The sequence below is a fragment of the Inquilinus sp. YAF38 genome (assembly GCF_052113205.1).
Classification (GTDB): domain Bacteria; phylum Pseudomonadota; class Alphaproteobacteria; order DSM-16000; family Inquilinaceae; genus Inquilinus.
The window spans coordinates 19964-40149 of the sequence record NZ_JBFRCU010000022.1 but is presented as its reverse complement, the minus strand read 5'-3'; the positions used below and the strand labels follow the sequence as shown (position 1 = coordinate 40149).

The window sequence follows — 20186 nt, the reverse complement described above, 5'->3', positions numbered from 1 at the left end:
AAGCTTAGGCGGAGGCGGAGGCGAGCGGAACCGGCCGCGGGCGCGGGACGGTCATGAAAGATCGGGCGGCGGTGATCGGGAGGCTGGAGCGGGTGAAGGGAATCGAACCCTCGTCGTAAGCTTGGGAAGCTTCTGCTCTACCATTGAGCTACACCCGCGCGCCGTCGGTTATAGGCGAAGCGGCGATGCCGTTCAAGGCGCCTCGGTGCGATCGCGACGGGTTCGGTTTCGCCTGCTGTGCTAGAAAGTCCGTCGGATAGGATCGATGCCCGGGAGGGCGGCGGGAGTGGAGCGCGGATGAGCGGCGAGATCGCCACCATGATGGACCTGCTGGCGCGGCTGCCGGGGCTGGGGCCGCGGTCGGCGCGCCGGATCGCGCTGCATCTGCTGCGCCACCGCGACACCGTCATGCGCCCGCTGGCCGAGGCGCTGGACGCGGCGGCCACGGCGATCGTGCCGTGCTCGGTCTGCGGCAACCTCGACACCGTCGACCCCTGCCCGATCTGCAGCGACCCGGCCCGCGACGCCGGGGTGATCTGCGTGGTCGAGCAGGTGGCCGACCTGTGGGCGCTGGAGCGGGCCCGCGCCTTCCGCGGCCGCTACCACGTGCTGGGCGGCACGCTGTCGGCGATCGACGGCATCGGGCCGGAGGACCTGTCGGTCCCGCGCCTGCTGGCCCGCGCCCGCGAGCCAGGGGTGACCGAGGTGATCCTGGCCCTGAACGCCACGGTCGACGGCCAGACCACGGCGCATTACCTGGCCGAGAAGCTGGAGGGCGCCGGCCCCAGCATCACCCGCCTGGCGCATGGCGTGCCGGTGGGCGGCGAGCTGGACTATCTCGACGACGGCACGCTGGTCGCCGCCCTGCGCTCGCGCCGGGGGTTGTAACCCCGGCTGTAGCCCCGGCCGGCCCGCCGGGCCCTATCCCGGGAGCGGCGGGTCGCGCGGCGGCACCGGGGTGGACTGGACGATCGAGGTGGTGGTCTGGCCATGCGCCAGGAAGCGGTCGAGCAGCCGGTCCAGCGTCTCGATCGCCTCGACATGCACCTTCAGGATGAAGCAGTCCTCGCCGGTGATGCGGTGGCACTCCGCCACCTGCGGCATCGCCCGCGCCAGCTCGGCGATCTTCGGCAGTTGCCCCGGCATCGGCCGGATGCGGACAAACACGGTCAGCGGATAGCCGAGCGCCCGCGGCTCCAGCTCCAGCCGCCAGCCGCGGATCACCCCCGCCTCCTCCAGCCGCAGCAGCCGCTCGCGCACCGCCGGCGCCGACATGCCGATCCGCCGGGCCAGCTCGGCCACGCCCAGCCGCGGCTCGGCCTGCAGCAGGCGGAGCAAAGCGAGGTTGCGCTCGTCGGCGAGCAGCGGCGAGACCTGGAAGGCCAATTCGACGAACTCCCTTCGGAACGAAGGCAGATGATGGCACGGGGCTTCGACCGACCATGGGCCGCAGCGCCGGCGCATGCAAATCTTGCGGCCATGTCGACGCCCGAGACCTCCGCCGCCCTACCGCTGGCCCAGCGGCTGCCGCCGCAGCTGTTCTTCGTCGTCAGCGCCGTGTTCCACTATCTCGGGCCGGCCTGCGCCGTGCTGCTGTTCGGCGCGGTCGAGGTGCTGGGCGTCGCCTGGCTGCGCATCGCCACCGCCGCCCTGGTGTTCGCGCTGTGGCGCCGGCCCTGGCGGCTGTGGCGGCGCAGCAGCCGCGCCGATCGCTGGACGCTTGTCGGCCTCGGCCTGGTGCTGGCGGCGATGAACGCCTGCTTCTATTTGGCCATCGCCCGGCTGCCGCTGGCCACGGTCGGCGCCATCGAGTTCCTGGGGCCGATCGGCCTGGCCGCGGCCGGGCTGCGCAGCCGGCGCAACCTGGTGGCGCTGAGCGTGGCGGCGGCCGGGGTGGCGATGCTGACCCAGATCCGGCTGGAGGGCGACGTTCTGGGCTATGCCCTGGCCTTCGCCAATGCCGCGCTGTTCGTCGCCTATATCATGCTGGCCCATCGCATCGCCGGGGCCGACGGCATCGATGGGCTGGCGGCGGCTATGCTGGCGGCGCTGGTGGCGATCACCCCGTTCGGGCTGGGCCCGGCCCTGCCGGCGCTGACCGACCCGGTGCTGCTGCTGGCCGGGATCGGGGTCGGCATCGCCTCCTCGGTCATCCCCTATGTCTGCGACCTGCTGGCCATGGCCCGGCTGCCGCGCGCCAGCTTCGCACTGATGCTGTCGCTGCTGCCCGCCACCGCCACCGGGATCGGAATCCTGGTGCTGGGACAGATCCCCTCGACCCGGGACCTGACCGGCATCGCCCTGGTGATGGCCGGCGTCGCCCTGCACCGGGCAGGCCGGGCCTGACGGGCGACGCGACAGGGTCTCAATTCAGCGAATTGCCGACCGCCGAGATTTGAGACAAACTTCACATCGGGTGGGGGGAGAGACATTTTGCACGTCATGACCGGGCTCGAACGCGGCGGCTGAGGCTGCGGTTGTGCCGACGGCAGGACCGGCGACCCCATAGGAGATGAGAGATTGGGCCCACGCCTTCGCCATCGTGCGAAGGCGAGTGCCGTTTGGCGGATAGTCGATCGAATTGCGGGAGGGGGAAGACGCAATGGCGAATTACATTGGAACCGATGCGGGCGAGACCATCATAGGCGGCACCGGCGACGATCGGATCACCGGCCGCGGCGGCGACGACACGCTGACCGGAGGCGCCGGCAACGACGTCTTCGTCTACGACACGCGGGGGTTCGGCTACGACATCGTCACCGACTTCAACACCAATGGTGACCGGATCGACCTCTCCTATCTCCATGTCGCCGATTTCGCCAGCCTGTGGCACGTCCTGCGCCAGGAGGGCAACGACGTCTTCATCAGCCTCGGCCATGACGGCTATACCGAAGGCATCCGCATCAAGAACATCGCCCTGTCCAGCCTCAGCAGCACCGATTTCGTCTTCAACACGTCGGCCAGCGCCCTCACCGTCACAGGCACCGACCAGCGCGACGTCCTGTTCGGCGGCGCCGGCAACGACACGATTTCAGGTGGCGGTACCAACGACACCCTCATCGGTGGCGCCGGCAACGACCGCATCATCGGCGGCACCGGCGACGACTGGCTGGTCGGCAATGCAGGTCATGACGTCTTCGTCTACAACAGCCGCGAGTTCAACGACGACACGATTGCCGATTTCGACATCAATGGCGACAGGATCGATCTGTCCTATCTCCATGTCGCCGATCTCGCCAGCCTGCGGCCCTTCATGGTCCAGGACCGCACCGACGTGGTCATCATCCTTGAACCCGCCCGCGATTCCTGGAGCCTGTATAGTGAAACCATTCGCCTCAAGAATGTCACCCTGAGCAGCTTGAGCGACGATGATTTCATCTTCAACACGTCGCCCACGTGGCTCGTCGTTACCCGTTCCCCTGATAGCGAGGGCGTCCTGTTCGGCGGCAACGGCAATGATCTTATCTCAGGTTTCGGATCTCTCGTCGGCGGTGGCGGCGACGACCGTCTCATCGGTGGCAGCTGGTTCATGGGAGGCACCGGAAACGATGTCTTCATCTATAACCAGCGCGAGTTCGGCTACGACACGATCGCCGACTTCGACACCAACGGCGACAGGATCGATCTGTTCGCTCTTCACATCGCCGATATCGCCAGCCTCCTGCCCTTCATGGCCCAGAAGGGCAACGACGTCGTCATCACCTTCAGCGACTTCGGCGAGAGCATACGCCTCCTGAACGTTTCCCTGGGCAGCCTGAGCACCGCGGATTTCATCTTCAACACCTCGAACAGCCCTCTCACTGTCATCGGCACCGGCTACGACTACGAGCACGAAGTCCTGTTCGGCGGTGCCGGTAACGACACGATTATCGGCAGCAGTGCCGACAACAGCCTGGTCGGTGGCCCCGGCGACGATGTCTTCGTCTTCAACCTGCGCCGGTTCGGCGCCGATACAATCGTCGACTTCGACGCTAACGGCGACAGGATCGATCTTACCTTTTTCCACGTCGACGATTTCGGCAGACTCCTGCCCTTCATGAACCAGGACGGCAACGACGTCGTCATCACCTTCGGCTCTGAAAGTTGGGGCCCCGAAATCATCCGCATCAAGAACGTCGCCCTGAGCAGCTTGAGCAACGCCGATTTCATCTTCAGAACGTCAACCAGCCCTCTCACCATCGACGGCACCTACTCCAACGACGTCCTGTTTGGAGGTGCCGGCAGCGACACGATCTATGACAGCTATGAAGGAGGAGACGACCGCATCGACGGCGGTGCCGGCAATGACACGATCTCTGACTACTATGGGAACGACCGCATCGTCGGCGGTGCCGGCAACGATACGATCTCTGACTACTATGGGAACGACCGAATCGACGGCGGCGTCGGCAACGACACAATCCTCGACTACAACGGGTCCGATCGCATCGATGGCGGTGAAGGCAGCGACACCGTCAGCTACGACGATAGCTGGGCCGGGATCACTGTGGATCTGTCCACCGGCTTGGTCAGCGGCGGTGACGCCCAGGGCGACATCCTAGTCTCGATTGAGAATATCTCCGGGAGCAAGGCGGCCGACACCTTGATCGGCAATACCAGCGCCAACACGCTGCAGGGCGGGGACGGCAATGACCTGCTCCGCGGCGGCGTCGGGCCCGACCGCCTCGACGGCGGTGCCGGTACCGACACTGCCAGCTACGAGACCAGCAGCGTCGGGGTCACGGCGGATCTGGCCGCCGGTGTCGGCAGCGGCGGCGACGCCCAGGGCGACATCCTCGTTTCGATCGAGAACGTCGACGGCAGCCAGGCCAACGACATCCTCATCGGCGATGCCCGCGCCAACTGGCTGGAGGGCCAGGGCGGCAACGACGTGCTTCGCGGCGGCGTTGGGGCGGATGTGCTCGACGGCGGCGACGGCAACGACGCGGCCAGCTACTATTACGCCACCACCGGCGTCTCGATCGATCTGGGCACCGGGATCGCTAGCGGCGGCGAAGCCAAGGGTGATCGCTTGGTCTCGATCGAGAACCTTACCGGCGGCCAATTCAACGACACCCTCGCGGGTAACGCCGGCGTCAACATCCTGCAGGGCTGGGGCGGCGACGACGCGCTTCGCGGCGGCGCCGGGGCCGACCGCCTCGACGGCGGTGCCGGCAGCGACACCGCCAGCTACTACAACAGCTGGGCTGGGGTCAGCGTGAACCTGGCCACCGGCGCAATCGGTGGCGCCGAGGCCCAGGGCGACATCCTGGTGTCGATCGAGAACGTGGCCGGCAGCCAGAACGCCGATACCCTGATCGGCAATGCCGGCGCCAATGCGCTGCAGGGCTGGGGCGGCAACGACGTGCTCCGCGGCGGGGCAGGCAAGGATACGCTGACCGGCGGCGCCGGCGCCGACCGCTTCGCCTTCATCGCGTCCGGCGACAGCGGGACCGGCGCCAATGCCGATCGCATCACCGATTTCAGCCGGGCCCAGCTGGACAAGATCGACTTGGCGGCGATCGACGCCAATTCGGCCGTGGCTGGAGACCAGGGCTTCAGCTTCATCGGCTCCAGCCTGTTCACCCGCCATGCCGGCGAGTTGCGCTTCACCGTCGGCGGGGGCGTCACCACCATTGCCGGCGACCTCAACGGTGACGGCGTCTCCGACTTCCACATTACGCTGACCGGCGCCGTCTCGCTGCAGGCGTCCGACTTCGCCTTGTAGTCATGGATCGGCGTCCTGATTGCCATCCGGCGATGTTGGCCAAAATGTCGGATTAGGACGACAATCTACCTCTGGCGACACATTCGCGCCACCATCTGCCGATATCCAGGATGGTAAGCGCGCAGTGGCGACACGGTCCGGATTCCTAGTGCGGACGGTGTCGTCGAGGGCAGTCTGCCGGCGGCATGTCGGGCCCGTTCGGCCACCCGACCGGAGCATCGGATGGCCGTGCCGACGGGATCGGCGGCCATCACCGCGGGTTGCCGGGACGAGAACAGCCGCGGTACAGTCCGATTTGCATCAAATGCTGTATAAGGTGGGGAGCAGCTTGGATGTCCTTCACGGAACCGAAGCGGGGCGTGTCGCAGTCGGACCGGCCATGTCGGGCACACTGATGGCCACTGCGTCCCGGTCGCCGGCAGGCCGAAGCCAGGCTCGCCTGAGGTCCTTCCACCTCCTGCTGTGACCATTCGCGGCCGGTAATTCCGGCCGCCCACCCAGGACAACCGAATTCCCTCACTCCCGCGATCGGGAGCGAGCGACGGGGCGGCCTTCGACGAAGGGTGCCCGACGGCGCCGTCATGCCCGGCTTCCAACGCTGAAGCCGCGCGGCGGGCCTGCGATCCAACCGTAAAAGAAGGGGAACCAAGCAATGGCGGACTACATCGGCGACGACAGCGCCAACACCATCACCGGCGGAGCCGGCAGCGACCTCATCATCGGCCGCGGCGGCGACGACACGCTCACCGGCGGCGCCGGCAGCGACACCTTCAAATACGACACCCGGCAGTTCGGTGATGACACCATCACCGACTTCACCGCCGGCGCCGGCGGTGACAAGATCGACCTGTCCTTCCTGAAGGTCGCGGACCTCGCCAGCCTGACGCCGTTCATGACCGAGGATGCCGGCGATGTCGTGATCGACCTCGGCTACAACAGCTGGTCCGAGAGCATCCGCATCGCCAACGTCACCATCGACCAGCTGCTCGCCGCGAACTTCGTCTTCAACGTCTCGTCCGCCGTGGTCGACACCACCGGCACCGGCTATCGCGACGTCCTGTTCGGCGGCAACGCCAACGACATCCTGCGCGGYGGCAACGGCAACGACGCCCTCACGGGCGGCGCCGGCAACGACACCATCACCGGCGGCGGCGACAACGACGCGCTGCGCGGCGGCACCGGCAGCGACATCTTCAAGTACGACACCCGGCAGTTCGGCGACGATACCCTCAGCGATTTCACCGCCGGCGCCGGCGGCGACAAGATCGACCTGTCCTTCCTGAAGGTCGCCGATCTGGCCAGCCTGACGCCGTTCATGACCGAGGTCGCCGGCAACGTCATCATCGATCTCGGCTACAATAGCTGGTCCGAGGGCATCCTCATCGCCAACACCACCATCTCCCAGCTGATCGCCGCGAACTTCGTCTTCAACGCCTCGACCGCCGTGGTCGACGCCACCGGCAGCGGCTATCGCGACGTCCTGTTCGGCGGCAACGCCAACGATATCCTGCGCGGCGGCAACGGCAATGACAGCCTCGTCGGCGGTGCCGGCAGCGACACGCTCAACGGCGGCGGCGACGAGGACACGCTGCGCGGCGGCACCGGCAGCGACACCTTCGTCTACAACACCCGGCAGTTCGGCGACGACACCATCGTCGATTTCACCGCCGGCGCCGGCGGCGACAAGATCGACCTGTCCTTCCTGAAGGTCGCCGACCTGGCCAGCCTGACGCCRTTCATGACCCAGGACGCCGCGGATGTCGTCATCACCCTCGGCTACAACAGCTGGTCCGAGAGCATCCGCATCGCCAACACCACGATCGACCAGCTGATCGCCGCGAACTTCGTCTTCAACAGCTCGGCCACCGTGGTCGACGCCACCGGCAGCGGCTATCGCGACGTCCTGTTCGGCGGCAATGCCAGCGACATCCTGCGCGGCGGCAGCGGCAATGACAGCCTTGTCGGCGGTGCCGGCAGCGACACGCTCATCGGCGGCAGTGGCGACGACGTGATGCGCGGCGGCACCGGCAGCGACACCTTCAAATACGACACCCGGGAGTTCGGCGACGACCGGATCGCCGACTTCACCGCCGGCGCCGGCGGCGACAAGATCGACCTGTCCTTCCTGAAGGTCGCCGACCTGGCCAGCCTGACGCCGTTCATGAGCCAGGACGGCGGCGATGTCGTCATCGAGCTCGGCTACGACAGCTGGTCCGAGAGCATCCGCATCGGCAACACCACCATCGCCCAGCTGACCGCCGCGAACTTCATCTTCAACACCTCGGCCGCGGCCCTCACAATCACCGGCACCGGCTATCGCGACGTCCTGTTCGGCGGCAACGGCAACGACACGCTCTCCGGCGGCAGCGGCGACGACAGCCTCGTCGGCGGCGCCGGCAACGATTTGCTCCGGGGCGGCACCGGCAGTGACCGGTATTTCGGCGGCGCCGGCAGCGACACCGTGACCTATTCCGGCACCACCGGCCCGGTGACCGTGAACCTGCAATCCGGCGTCGGCAGCGGCGGTGAGGCCCAGGGCGACACCTATACCGGCATCGAGAACGCCATCGGCAGCCTGGGCGGCGACAGCCTGGTCGGCAACGCCTTCGCCAACGCGCTGCAGGGGCTGGACGGCAACGACGTGCTTCGCGGCGGCGCCGGGGCGGATGTGATCGACGGCGGCGCCGGCATCGACACCGCCAGCTACTACTACGCCACCACCGGCGTCTCGATCGATCTGGGCGCCCACACCGCCAGCGGCGGCGAAGCCCAGGGCGACGTCCTGACCGGGATCGAGAACCTCACCGGCGGCCAGGCCAACGACACCCTCGCCGGCGACGCCGGCGCCAACACCCTGACGGGCTGGGGCGGCGACGACGTGCTCCGCGGCGGCGCCGGGGCCGACCGCCTCGACGGCGGTGCCGGTATCGATACGGCGAGCTACTACAGCGCCACCACCGGAGTCGTGGTCAGCCTGGCCAGCGGCCTCGGCACCGGCGGCGAAGCCCAGGGCGACATCCTGTTCGGCATCGAGAACCTCTCCGGCGGCCAGGGCTGGGACCAGCTCTACGGCAATGCCGGCGCCAATGTCCTGCAGGGGTGGAACGGCAACGACCTTCTCGTCGGCCGGGGCGGCAAGGACACCCTCACCGGCGGCGCCGGGGCGGACCGCTTCCAGTTCACCGCCGTCGGCGACAGCGTGGTCGGGGCCAATGCCGACCGGATCACCGATTTCAGCCATGCCCAGGCCGACCGGATCGACCTGGCGGGAATCGACGCCAACACCGCGGCTGCCGGCGACCAGGGCTTCAGCTTCATCGGCAGCGGCGCCTTCACCCACCATGCCGGCGAGCTGCGCGCCGCCATCACCGCCCCCGGCGTCACCACCATCGCCGGCGACATCAACGGCGACGGCGTCTCGGACTTCCACATCCAGCTGACCGGCGCCTTTGCACTGCAGGCGGCCGACTTCGTATTGTAGCGGTCAGGAAACCGGTGCCGGCCCTGCCGGCACCGGTCTTCCCTGCAACAAAGGGAGAGGAACCATGCCAGGCCGCATCGACGGGGACGATTTCAGAAACACCATCCATGGATCGGACGATGCCGAGCAGATCTACGGCCATGGAGAGTCCGACGATCTATACGGCTATGGCGGCAACGATATCCTCGACGGCGGAGACGGCTTCGATGATCTCTATGGCGAAGCCGGGAACGATACCCTTTCCGGCGGCGAGGGGAACGATCGCCTCTATGGCGGGGCGGGGGCCGACACGATCTCCGGCGGCGCCGGGGTCGATGCGATCTTCTATCAGGAAAGCGCTGCAGCCGTCACGGTGACCATCGGCGGAACCGGCTCCGGCGGCGATGCGCAAGGCGATCTCATCGCCGGCGACATCGAAAACGTGACCGGCTCGCTTTATGCCGACATCCTCACCGGCAACGCCGCGAACAACATGCTGGTGGGCCTGGATGGTGACGACACGCTCTCGGGCGGCGCCGGCGACGACCGGCTGATCGGCGGGGCCGGAGCCGACGCGCTCTCCGGTGGCGATGGCGAGGATGTCGTCAGCTATGCGGGCACCTTCGTCGGCGTGATCGTGACCATTGGCGGACTGACCTGGAGCGGCCAGGCCCAGGGCGACACCGTTGCCAACGATATCGAAAACCTGGAAGGTACCAGCGGGGCTGACAGGCTGACCGGCAACGCCGGCGACAACAAACTCTATGGCGGCAGCGGTTACGACATCCTTCGCGGCGAGGACGGAGCCGACCGCTTTGACGGCGGCAATGATACCGACCTGGTCACCTATTGGGGGTCGGCTGTCGCCGTGACGGTCGATCTCGCGGCCGGGACGGGCGGTGGCGGCGCCGCAGGCGACGTCTTCATCTCGATCGAGAACGTCAGCGGCAGCATGGCCGGCGACACCCTCACCGGCAGTGGCGGCGCCAACACACTGAATGGCTACGAGGGCGACGACGTGCTGAGCGGCGGGCTCGGCGCCGACGTACTGATCGGCGACACCGGCGCCGACACGCTGGCGGGCGGCGACAGCAACGATACGCTGACCGGGGGCGCCGGCGCCGACACGCTGAACGGCGGCAACAACAAGGACATGCTGACCGGCGGCACCGGGGCCGATCGCTTCATATACATCAACATGTTCGAGAGCTTTGTCGGCACCAGCGCCGACCGCATCACCGATTTTAGCCGATTCCAGGGCGACAAGATCGACCTGTCGCAGTTCGATGCGGTCGCCGCGGAGCCGGGCCACCAAGCCTTCACCTTCATCGGCACCGCCCTCTATTCGGGCGTGGCCGGCCAATTGCGCTACTCTTCCGATGGCACCGTCACCACCATCGCCGGCGACATCAACGGCGACGGCGTCTCGGACTTCCACATCCAACTCACCGGCGCCATCGGCCTCATCGCCAGCGACTTCGTGCTGTAGCGGCGGGTTGCGGCGGGGACGGTCTGGCGCCCCGCCGCTGCCATGCCTACTTGCCCATGCCCTTGTCCCAGGCGGCGTGGGTCCAGGCGGCGTCGCCCGGGTCCTTGGTGATCACCGGGTCGCTCTTGCTCGACAGCAGCACCTGCACCGTGCGCTTGTATGCCTCGGGGTCGAGCCAGCCGATCTTGTCGTCCGACACGGTGATCAGCTTGGCGATGTTCTCGGCCATGCGGGTCTGCACCGCGTCGGTGGTCGCGCCCGACGCATCGGCCTCGGCTACGATCTTGCCGGCCTCGTCCGGATGCGCCTTGGCATAGGCCCAGCCCTTGGCCGACGCCTTGATGAACTTGCCCAGCCGGTCGACGAAGGCCGGGTCCTTGAGCTTGGAGTCGAGGGCGTACAGCCCATCCTCCAAGGTCGCCACGCCCTGGTCCTCGTAATAGAAGGTGATCAGGTCCTTCTCCGGCACGCCGGCGTCGATCACCTGCCAGTACTCGTTGTAGATCATGGTCGAGATGCAGGCCGCCTGGTTCTGCAGCAGCGGGTCGACGTTGAAGCCCTGGCGCAGCACCTTGACGTCCGGGTTCGAGCCCGAGGTCGACAGGCCCAGCTTGCCCATCCAGGACAGGAACGGATATTCGTTGCCGGCGAACCAGACGCCGAGGGTCTTGCCCTTGAAGTCGGCCGGCGATTTGATCCCGCTTTCCTTCTTGCAGGTCAGCATCATGCCGGAGCGGTTGAAGATCTGCGCCACATTGACCAGCGGCACGCCCTTCTCGCGCGCCGCCAGCGCCGCCGGCATCCATTCGACGATGACGTCGGCGCCGCCCGCCGCGATCACCTGCGGCGGCGCGATGTCCGGCCCGCCCGGCTTGATCGTGACCTCCAGCCCCTCATCGGCGTAGAAGCCCTTTTCGGCGGCAACGTAATAGCCGCCGAACTGGGCCTGGGTGACCCATTTCAGCTGGATGGTGAAGGGATCCGCCGCCTGCGCCGGGCCGAAGCCCAGAGCTGCAATCGCGGCCAGTCCCAGAATGATTTTTTTCATATTGAAGCCTCTCCCGTTCGTTGGATCTTGTTCAGCGTTCCGCTTCCCGCATCGAAGGGTGCCAGAAGGTGGTCGCCCGCTCCACCAGCGCGAGCAGCCCGTAGGAGGCGGAGCCGGCGATGGCCGCGACCAGGATGGTGGCCCAGACCATGTCGACGTTCAGCCGCGCCACCTCGGTCGAGATGCGAAAGCCCATGCCGTAGATCGGGGTGCCGAAGAACTCGGCCACGATGGCGCCGATCAGGGCCAGGGTGGCGTTCAGCTTCAGCGCATTGAAGATGAAGGGCAGCGCGCCCGGCAGCCGCAGCTTGCGCAGCGTCTGCCAATAGCTGGCGGCGTAGGAGCGCATCAGGTCGCGTTCCATCGCGCCGGCGGCCTCGAGGCCCGCCAGCGCGTTCACCAGCATCGGAAAGAAGGTCATGACCACGACCACGGCGGCCTTGGAGTGCCAGTCGAAGCCGAACCACATGATCATGATCGGCGCGATGCCGACGATCGGCATGGCCGAGACGGCGGAGCCGAGCGGCAGCAGCCCGCGCTGCAGGAAGGGCGACCGGTCGATCGCGACCGCGGTCAGGAAGCCGGCGCCGGAGCCGATCAAGAAGCCCGGTATGGCCGAGCGGATGAAGGTCTGGACGAAATCGACCCAAAGCGTGTCGGTGCTGGCGGCGAAGCGCGCCCCGATCTGCGACGGCGCCGGCAGCAGGATCTGCGGCACCTGGAAGCCGGTGACCAGCACCTGCCACAGCCACAGCAGCACGGCGCCGAACAGGATCGGCACGGCGATGCCGGCGGCCCGGCCGGGCACCGGCGACAGGCCGTGCAGCGCCATCCAGGCCGCGGCCACGGCCGCCACGATCGGCAGGGCGATCCAGACGGTGCCGGATGCGAACACGCCGCCATCGCCGATCCACCACAGCACGAAGCCGGCCAGGATCACCGCCAGGAGCAGCCAGCCCAGGCTGCAGAGCACCCGCGCGCTCATCCCCGCCCTCCGCGGCTGGCGATCACGGCGCGCTCGGTGAGGGTGACGGCGAAGACGCAGAGCAAGGCCAGCAGCGCCGCCATCACCAGCGCCGACCACAGCTGGATCATCTGGCCGAAATAGGAGCCGGTCAGGAGCCGGGCGCCGATGCCGGCCTGGGCGCCGGTCGGCAGCTCACCGACGATGGCGCCGACCAGGGCCAGCGAGATGCCGATCTTCAGGCTGGGGAACAGGAACGGCACCGCCGCCGGCCAGCGCAGCTTCCAGAACACCTGGGCGCCCCGGGCGGAGTAGGTGCGCATCAGGTCGAGCTGCAGCGGGTCGGGCGAGCGCAGGCCCTTGACCATGCCGATGGTGACCGGGAAGAAGCTGAGATAGGCCGAGATGATCGATTTCGGCACCACGCCGGTGAGGCCGATATTGCCGAGCACGACCACGATCATCGGCGCGATCGCCAGGATCGGCACGGTCTGGCTGGCGATCACCCAGGGCATCAGCGACCGGTCGAGCGTCGGCACATGGACGATGCCGACGGCGAGCAGGATGCCGAGCAGGGTGCCGAGGACGAAGCCGACCAGGGTCGAGCTCATCGTCACCCAGGCGTGGTAGACGAGGCTGCGGTTGCTGGTCACCGGCCGGCCGACGGTGCTGCCCCACAGATCGGTCGCGACCTGGTCCGGCGTCGGCAGCAGCGGCCGGTCCAGCTTCCAGATCGCGTCGAAGAACTGCGTGGTGGTCCAGTCCGGCCCGGCGCGGTTCAGACGCTCCACCGCCTGCGGCGCGTTCAGCCAGAACGACCCGAGATACCAGATGACCAGGAAGGCGCCGAGCACGGTCGCCAGCGGCAACGCCCGCCCGCCCTTCAGCCGCGCCCAGGTGCCGGGCCGCGCGGGCAGGGATTGGGCCAGGGCGGTCATGGGGCTCCACCCAGAAGCCGGTCTTTTGCTTTGCCTCTCCCGCTTGCGGGAGAGGTCGGAGACGCGAAGCGGCTCCGGGTGAGGGCCTGCGGCCGCGATCCCCCGGAGCAGCCGCACCCAGGATATGAGCGGATCACCCGCTCGCTTGTGGCGAGGCCACACCTTCGGCAAGACCGAGCCGTTCCCTCACCCGGACATCCTTCGGATGTCCGACCTCTCCCGCAAGCGGGAGAGGCAACGCCCTCTGATGTCGACGTCTGTCTTGCGGATCTGAAGATGTGTGAATGCCCTGGGGTCAGGCCCGGGAAGGAGAGACAACAATCCCGCTGGACCTGGGGGATCATTCGTAGGAGTGCCCGGCCCGCAGGCCTTCGCGGACCTGCTGGGCGATGGCGAGGAATTCCGGGGTCTCGCGGATGTCGAGGTCGCGCTGGCGTGGCAGGTCGCTGTCGATCACGTCGAGGATCCGGCCCGGCCGCGGCGACATCACCACGATCTTGGAGGACAGGAACACCGCCTCCGGGATCGAATGGGTGACGAAGATCACGGTCAGGTTGCTGCGGTTCCACAGGTCCAGCAGATGGACGTTGAGGTTGTCGCGGGTGATCTCGTCGAGCGCGCCGAAGGGCTCGTCCATCAGCAGCAGCTTCGGCTGGAAGCCCAGCGCGCGGGCGATCGACACGCGCTGCTGCATGCCGCCGGAGAGCTGCCACGGGAACTTCTTCTCGAACTGGCCCAGCCCGACGGTGCCGAGCGCGGCCCGCGCCCGCTCCTGCCGCTCCGCCGCCGGCACGCCCATGATCTCCAGCGGCAACTCGACATTGCGGCGGACATTGCGCCAGGGATACAGCGCCGGAGCCTGGAACACATAGCCATAGGCCCGGGCCAGCCGCGCCTGCTCCGGCGTCATGCCGTTCACCGTGACCGAGCCGGAGGTCGGCCGCACCAGGTCGGCCACCACCCGCATCAGCGTGGTCTTGCCGCAGCCGGACGGGCCGATCAGCGACACGAACTCGCCTTCGCCGATGGTCAGGTCGACATCCTGCAGCGCCACCACCGGCGCGTCGGCGGTCTGGAAGGTCAGGCCGAGGCGCCGGGCCTCGACCACCGGCGGCGCGGCGGAATCCGTCCGCGGAGACTGTCGGACCGCCGACACCGCCATGCCTCAGGCCGCCTTCTGTTCGAGCGAGCGGTCGTAGTCGAGTACGGCGCGCAGCAGCACATTGGCCCCGGCGGCGGCATGGTCGAACTCGATGCTCTCCTCCTCGTTGTGGCTGATGCCCTCGCGGCACGGCACGAAGATCATCGCGGTCGGTGCCACCCGGGCGATATAGGCCGAATCATGCCCGGGGCCGGAGACGATGCGGCGATGGCTGAAACCGTTGGCCCGGGCGGCGTTCTCCACCGCGTCGATGCAGGCCGGGTCGAACTTCACCGCCGGCGAATCCCAGATCGCCTCGACCTTGACCTCCAGCTTCAGCTCGGCCGCGATCCGGTCGATCGCCGCCCGCGCCTCCTTCTCCATCATCCCGATCTTCGCATCGTCGGGGTTGCGGTAGTCGATGGTGAAGAACACCTCGCCCGGGATGACGTTGCGGCTGTTCGGCCGGACCTCGACCAAGCCGACCGTGGCGACCGCATCCGCGGTGGCGTCGCCGACCGCGATCACCGCCTCGATCATCCGGGCGGCGCCGCGCAGCGCGTCGCGGCGCAGCCGCATCGGGGTCGATCCGGCATGGCTCTCGCGGCCGGTCACCGTCACCTCGTACCAGCGCATGCCCTGCACGCCGGTGACCACGCCGATCACCTTCTCCTCATTCTCGAGGATCGGCCCCTGCTCGATATGCAGTTCGAAATGCGCGCCGAGCTGGCGCTGCCCGACCGGGACCGGGCCGCGATAGCCGATCCGGTCCAGCTCGTCGCCGAAGCGCTGGCCGTCGCGGTCCTCGCGGCTGTAGGCGTACTCCTTGGTGAACACCCCGGCGAAGACGCCGGAGGCCAGCATCGCCGGGGCGAAGCGGGAGCCTTCCTCATTGGTCCAGTTGATCACCTCGATCGGCGCGTTGGTCTCGTAGCCAGTGTCGTGCAGCGTGCGCAGCAGCTCCAGCCCCGACAGCACGCCGAGGATGCCGTCGAACTTGCCGCCCGTCGGCTGGGTGTCGAGATGGCTGCCGATGCAGATCGGCGGCAGCGACTCATCCCGGCCCGGCCGGCGGGCGAACATGTTGCCGACCTCGTCGACCGTGACGGTGCAGCCGACCGCCTCGCACTGAGTCCGGAACCAGTCCCGCACCTGCTTGTCCAGGTCGGTCAGGGTCAGGCGCCTGACGCCGCCCTTCGGGGTCTTGCCGAGCTCGGCGGTCTCCATGATCGCGTCCCAGAGCCGCTGCGGGTCGATCTGGATATTCTGCTGCATCGTCACGTCCTCGGGCCCGATCCTTCGATCAGGCCGGCTTGCGGATGAACTCGCCCTCGATGGTGGAGGCCGGCTGGCCCGCCACCTCGCGGGTGTAGGCCAGCTTCAGATGGGTGGTGTCGACCAGGGTGCGGCGATAGAGCTGGCGCTCGACCTTGCCATCCTGGGTGGTGCCGACGACCTCGACCGTCAGGGTCGGGCCCGACAGGCTGGCGGTGGCATAGGCGCGGTCGGCCGGGACCGTGGCGGTCCAGAAGTTCGGCCGGGTCGAGGACTGGAAGACCAGCTCGCGCTCGCGGAACTCCAGCCCGTCTGTGCCCTCGCCGGCCTGGACATTGCGCCAGAACAGCCGGAAGCCGCCATCGGTCCGCGGCTCGACGATCACCGCCGAGGCCCGCTGCACCTCCTGCTGGCTCGAGCCGATCCAGGAGCCGGCGAAATCGTCGATCTTCGCCTCCGCCACCGGTCCGGACACCATCTCCTTGCCGGCACATCCGGCGAGCGCCGCGGCCACGATCCCCACCAGCACCGCGCGTCGCATAACAGCCATCATTCCCCTCGCTTCTTTTCGTATCGAATGATCGGAAGGGCGCCATCATGACCGATCGCTTCCGAGCCGACGATGCCAAATTGCATCAACTGCGAGGGTTATTCGGCAGCGTCCTTGCGCATCGGGTTGTTGGGGTGGTGCTGCCAGTTCAGATAGGGCCGGCCGGTGTCGACCGTCTCCATGGTGATGCAGTCGTCGACCGGGCAGACATGCATGCACAGGTTGCAGCCGACGCACTCTTCCTCGTTGATCTCGTAGCGCCGTGCGCCCTCCGGCGTGCGCAGCTTGAAGATCGACTGGTGCGAGGTGTCCTCACAGGCGATGTAGCACTTGCCGCACTGGATGCAGGCGTCCTGGTTGATGTTGGCGACCGACTTGAAGTTGATGTTCAGGTCCTGCCATTCGACGAAGTTCGGCACCGCCAGCCCCTGGAAGGCGCGGGTGCCGGCATAGCCCTTCTGGTCCATCCAGTTGGCCAAGCCGGACGACATGTCCTCGACGATCTTGAAGCCGTGGGTCATCGCCGCGGTGCAGACCTGGACGTTGGTGGCGCCCAGCGCCATGAACTCCGCCGCGTCGCGCCAGGTCGAGATGCCGCCGATCGCCGAGATCGCCATGCCCTGGCATTCCGGGTCGCGGGCGATCTGCCCGACCATGCGCAGCGCGATCGGCTTCACCGCCGGGCCGCAATAGCCGCCATGGGTGCCCAAGCCGTCGACGGTAGGCGTCGGCGCCATCAGGTCGAGGTCGATCGACACGATCGACTGGATGGTGTTGATCAGCGACACCGCGTCGGCGCCGCCGCGCTTGGCCGCCCGGGCCGGCCCCAGGATGTTGGTGATGTTCGGCGTCAGCTTCACGATCACCGGCATGCGCGTGTACTGCTTGCACCAGCGCGCGACCATCTCGACATATTCCGGCACCTGGCCGACGGCGGAGCCCATGCCGCGCTCGGACATGCCGTGCGGGCAGCCGAAATTCAGCTCGATGCCGTCGGCGCCGGTGTCCTCGACCAGCGGCAGGATCGACTTCCAGCTCTGCTCCTCGCACGGCACCATCAGCGACACGATCATCGCCCGGTCCGGCCAGTCGCGCTTGACCTGCTTGATCTCGCGCAGGTTCAGCTCCAGCGGCCGGTCGGTGATCAGCTCGATGTTGTTCAGGCCGGCGACCCGGGTGCCGTTGTAGCTGACGGCGCCGTAGCGGGAGGAGACGTTGACCACCGGCGGGTCCTCGCCCAGCGTCTTCCACACCACCCCGCCCCAGCCGGCGCGGAAGGCACGGACGACGTTGTACTCCTTGTCCGTCGGCGGCGCCGAGGCCAGCCAGTATGGGTTCGGGGAGCGGATCCCCACGAAGTTGTTGCTCAGATCGGCCATGACAGCCTCCAGCTGGTGTTCCCCGGCTCTACGGCCGTTTGCATCTCGTCCGACCGGCGGCGCCGGCCGGGTCAAACCGTCAACAGCGCCTCGATCTCATCCGGCAGCCGGTCGCCCCGGAACGGGTTGCGCACGGTGACACCGCCCAGCGCCACGCCGTCCGCCATGTCCTCGCTCAGCAGCGTGGTGCAGCCGGCTTCGGCCACGGTTGCCACCAGCATCGCGTCCCAGAACGATGCCTGTCCCTGCTCGACCAACTGCAAAGCCTGGGGCAGCAGCTTCGGCGTCGACGCGACGATCGGAAACAGCTCCAGCCAATCCCGGGTCTGTTCAGCCATCGTGGTGCGTTCGCCCGGCCGCTTGCGCGAGCTCGAGTGGAAGAACTCTCCCAGCGTCTGAAGCGTCATGACGCAATCGGCATCCGCCGAGCGGCCGACGATATCGACCGCTCGGCGGTACTTGACTGGATCGGTCCGGTCCATCGCGTAGAACAGGACGTTGGCGTCGAGCGAGAAGCGATGACTCATTTCTCGCCACGCCTGCTCTCAGCGCGCCTGCGCGCCAGCTCATCGTCTCGCTCATTATAGATGGCATCGCGGCCGGGCCACCCACCCAGTTCAAACCCCTGCGCCATACGCGCCCGCGTGCGCTCCAGCGCCGCCTGCTGGGACGGTGTCAGGACGCGCCGGCGCGACACCGGCACCACCCGTGCCACCGGCTCGCCGCGGCGGGTGATGACGAATTCCTGGCCGGATTCGACCGCGCGGATCATCTCGGCGAAGCCCTGATTGGCCTCGCGCAGGGTGATGGTGGTGCTGGATCCGTCGCTCATGGCATCGCTCCTCCGAATGCACTACCAATGTAGCACATTCAGCGCCGCAGCGCCCGGTCGATCGACAGCGCCGCCAGCTTGCCGTCCTGCACGGCGCTGACGGTCAGGTCCTGGCCGGGCACGCAGTCGCCGCCGGCCCAGACGCCGGACAGCGAGGTCTGCCGCTCCTCATTCACGGCGATGCGGTTGCCGGCCATGTCCAGCGTCTCGGCCTCATTGGCAAAGGCCGAGGGCACGAGGTACTGGCCGATGGCGGTGAAGACCTGGTCGGCCAGCACGGTGAAGCGGTCGCCGGTGCCGGTCAGGCGGCCCTGGACGTCGAGCTGGGTGTGCTCGAACTCGACCTCCTTCACCGACGGGCCGCGGCCATTGGCCGGCCAGCCCAGGATACGGCGCGGCTGCGCCCAGTGCCGGACAGTGACGCCGTTGACCTGGGTCCAGTCCTGCTCCTTCCAGGTGGCGGACATCTGTTCGGCGCCGCGGCGGTAGACCAGCGTCACCTCCTCCGCCCCCAGCCGCTTGGCCTGGGTCGCGGCGTCGATCGCGGTGTTGCCGCCGCCGATCACGACGACGCGGCGGCCGACCGGCACCGTCCGCTTGTCCGGCGCCTGGCGCAGCCGGGCGATGAAGTCGACCGCGCTTTCCACCCCGGCCAGGGCCTCGCCATCGCAGCCCAGYGCGTTAACGGCGTTGTGGCCGAGGCCGAGGAACACGGCGTCGTAGTCGCGGCGCAGCTCGCTCAAGGAGATGTCGCGGCCCAGCGCCATGCCGGTGTGGATCTCGATGCCGCCGATCTCGAGGATATAGGCCAGCTCGGCCTGGGCGAAATCATCGGCCATCTTGTAGGCGGCGAGGCCGTATTCGTTCAGCCCGCCGCCCTTGGCCTTGGCCTCGAACACCACCACGTCATGGCCGAGCATGGCGAGGCGGTGGGCGCAGGCGAGGCCGGCCGGGCCCGCGCCGACCACGGCGATGCGCTTGCCGGTCGACGGCGCGCGGCTGAACAGCTGCTCGCCGCGCAGGAACACATGGTCGGTGGCGTAGCGCTGCAGGGCGCTGATCGCCACCGGCTTCTCCTCCTGGTGATTGCGGACGCAGGCGTCCTCGCACAGCTCCTCCACCGGGCAGACCCGGGCGCACATGCCGCCCATGATGTTGGCGCTCAGGATGGCCTGCGCCGCGCCCTTCACATTGTCGGTGGCGATGCCCTTGATGAAGGCCGGGATGTCGATCCCGGTCGGGCAGGCCTCGATGCAGGGTGCGTCGTAGCAGAAATAGCAGCGGCTGGATTCGATCAGCGCGGTGCGCCGGTCGAGCGGCGGATGGATCTCCGCGAACTCCTCGGCGATGCGGTCGGCGCCCAGGCGCTCGGCCACGATGTCGGATCCCGTCGTCATTCCCAG

16 protein-coding genes and 1 tRNA gene are annotated in these 20186 nt (G+C 67.9%); 5 read left to right on the top strand and 12 right to left on the bottom strand.

Annotation, left to right across the window (positions count from 1 at the left end; translation table 11 throughout):
- Nucleotides 1–84: 84 nt before the first annotated feature.
- A tRNA-Gly gene (locus AB4Z01_RS12565) sits at nt 85–158 on the bottom strand.
- Nucleotides 159–297: 139 nt separating this feature from the next.
- Here AB4Z01_RS12565 and recR point away from each other — a divergent pair.
- Nucleotides 298–888: a recombination mediator RecR gene (gene recR, locus AB4Z01_RS12560; protein WP_441694008.1), complete on the top strand. Its 591-nt coding sequence runs from the start codon at nt 298–300 to the stop codon at nt 886–888.
- A gap of 33 nt (nt 889–921) precedes the next feature.
- On the opposite strand, the gene AB4Z01_RS12555 is transcribed toward recR, so the two are convergent.
- Nucleotides 922–1386, bottom strand: a complete 465-nt coding sequence (locus AB4Z01_RS12555) for an Lrp/AsnC family transcriptional regulator (protein WP_342240563.1) — start codon at nt 1384–1386, stop codon at nt 922–924.
- 93 nt (nt 1387–1479) lie between these two features.
- Between AB4Z01_RS12555 and AB4Z01_RS12550 the strand changes: the two genes are divergently transcribed.
- The 4 genes from AB4Z01_RS12550 (at nt 1480) to AB4Z01_RS12535 (ending at nt 10656) form a co-directional block, all read left to right on the top strand.
- Nucleotides 1480–2346, top strand: a complete 867-nt coding sequence (locus AB4Z01_RS12550) for an EamA family transporter (protein WP_441694004.1) — start codon at nt 1480–1482, stop codon at nt 2344–2346.
- 256 nt (nt 2347–2602) lie between these two features.
- Entirely contained in the window at nt 2603–5707 is a 3105-nt protein-coding gene (locus AB4Z01_RS12545; protein ID WP_441694001.1) for a calcium-binding protein, read from the top strand.
- Nucleotides 5708–6359: 652 nt separating this feature from the next.
- Nucleotides 6360–9188, top strand: coding sequence for a beta strand repeat-containing protein (locus tag AB4Z01_RS12540; protein WP_441693998.1), 2829 nt, complete (start codon nt 6360–6362; stop codon nt 9186–9188).
- Entirely contained in the window at nt 9157–10656 is a 1500-nt protein-coding gene (locus AB4Z01_RS12535; RefSeq protein WP_441693995.1) for a calcium-binding protein, read from the top strand. The genes AB4Z01_RS12540 and AB4Z01_RS12535 overlap by 32 nt, the downstream gene beginning before the upstream one ends.
- A gap of 46 nt (nt 10657–10702) precedes the next feature.
- Here the strand turns inward: AB4Z01_RS12535 and AB4Z01_RS12530 are convergent, their stop codons facing one another.
- The 10 genes from AB4Z01_RS12530 to AB4Z01_RS12485 form a co-directional block, all read right to left on the bottom strand.
- Nucleotides 10703–11704 carry an ABC transporter substrate-binding protein gene (locus AB4Z01_RS12530; RefSeq protein WP_441693992.1) on the bottom strand — a complete coding sequence of 334 codons (1002 nt, stop codon included), beginning with the start codon at nt 11702–11704 and terminating at the stop codon, nt 10703–10705.
- Nucleotides 11705–11735: 31 nt separating this feature from the next.
- Nucleotides 11736–12689 (bottom strand): ABC transporter permease, encoded by a 954-nt coding sequence (locus tag AB4Z01_RS12525; RefSeq protein ID WP_441693989.1) that lies wholly within the window; start codon nt 12687–12689, stop codon nt 11736–11738.
- Complete coding sequence (locus AB4Z01_RS12520; protein WP_441693986.1) at nt 12686–13606, bottom strand: ABC transporter permease; 921 nt, start codon at nt 13604–13606, stop codon at nt 12686–12688. The genes AB4Z01_RS12525 and AB4Z01_RS12520 overlap by 4 nt, the downstream gene beginning before the upstream one ends.
- A gap of 340 nt (nt 13607–13946) precedes the next feature.
- Nucleotides 13947–14768, bottom strand: a complete 822-nt coding sequence (locus AB4Z01_RS12515; RefSeq protein WP_441693983.1) for an ABC transporter ATP-binding protein — start codon at nt 14766–14768, stop codon at nt 13947–13949.
- Between the two features lie 3 nt (nt 14769–14771).
- The gene (locus tag AB4Z01_RS12510) at nt 14772–16022 is read right to left on the bottom strand and encodes a Zn-dependent hydrolase (RefSeq protein WP_441693981.1); all 1251 of its coding nucleotides are present in this window, start codon (nt 16020–16022) and stop codon (nt 14772–14774) included.
- 28 nt (nt 16023–16050) lie between these two features.
- Nucleotides 16051–16572 carry a hypothetical protein gene (locus tag AB4Z01_RS12505; RefSeq protein WP_441693979.1) on the bottom strand — a complete coding sequence of 174 codons (522 nt, stop codon included), beginning with the start codon at nt 16570–16572 and terminating at the stop codon, nt 16051–16053.
- A 98-nt stretch (nt 16573–16670) separates the two neighbouring features.
- Nucleotides 16671–17951, bottom strand: coding sequence for an NAD-dependent dihydropyrimidine dehydrogenase subunit PreA (gene preA, locus AB4Z01_RS12500; RefSeq protein ID WP_441693976.1), 1281 nt, complete (start codon nt 17949–17951; stop codon nt 16671–16673).
- A gap of 71 nt (nt 17952–18022) precedes the next feature.
- Nucleotides 18023–18478 (bottom strand): PIN domain-containing protein, encoded by a 456-nt coding sequence (locus AB4Z01_RS12495; protein WP_441693973.1) that lies wholly within the window; start codon nt 18476–18478, stop codon nt 18023–18025.
- Nucleotides 18475–18783, bottom strand: coding sequence for a type II toxin-antitoxin system Phd/YefM family antitoxin (locus AB4Z01_RS12490; protein ID WP_441693970.1), 309 nt, complete (start codon nt 18781–18783; stop codon nt 18475–18477). The genes AB4Z01_RS12495 and AB4Z01_RS12490 overlap by 4 nt, the downstream gene beginning before the upstream one ends.
- 38 nt (nt 18784–18821) lie before the next feature.
- Nucleotides 18822–20180, bottom strand: coding sequence for an NAD(P)-dependent oxidoreductase (locus AB4Z01_RS12485; protein WP_441693968.1), 1359 nt, complete (start codon nt 20178–20180; stop codon nt 18822–18824).
- Between the last annotated feature and the right edge of the window lie 6 nt (nt 20181–20186).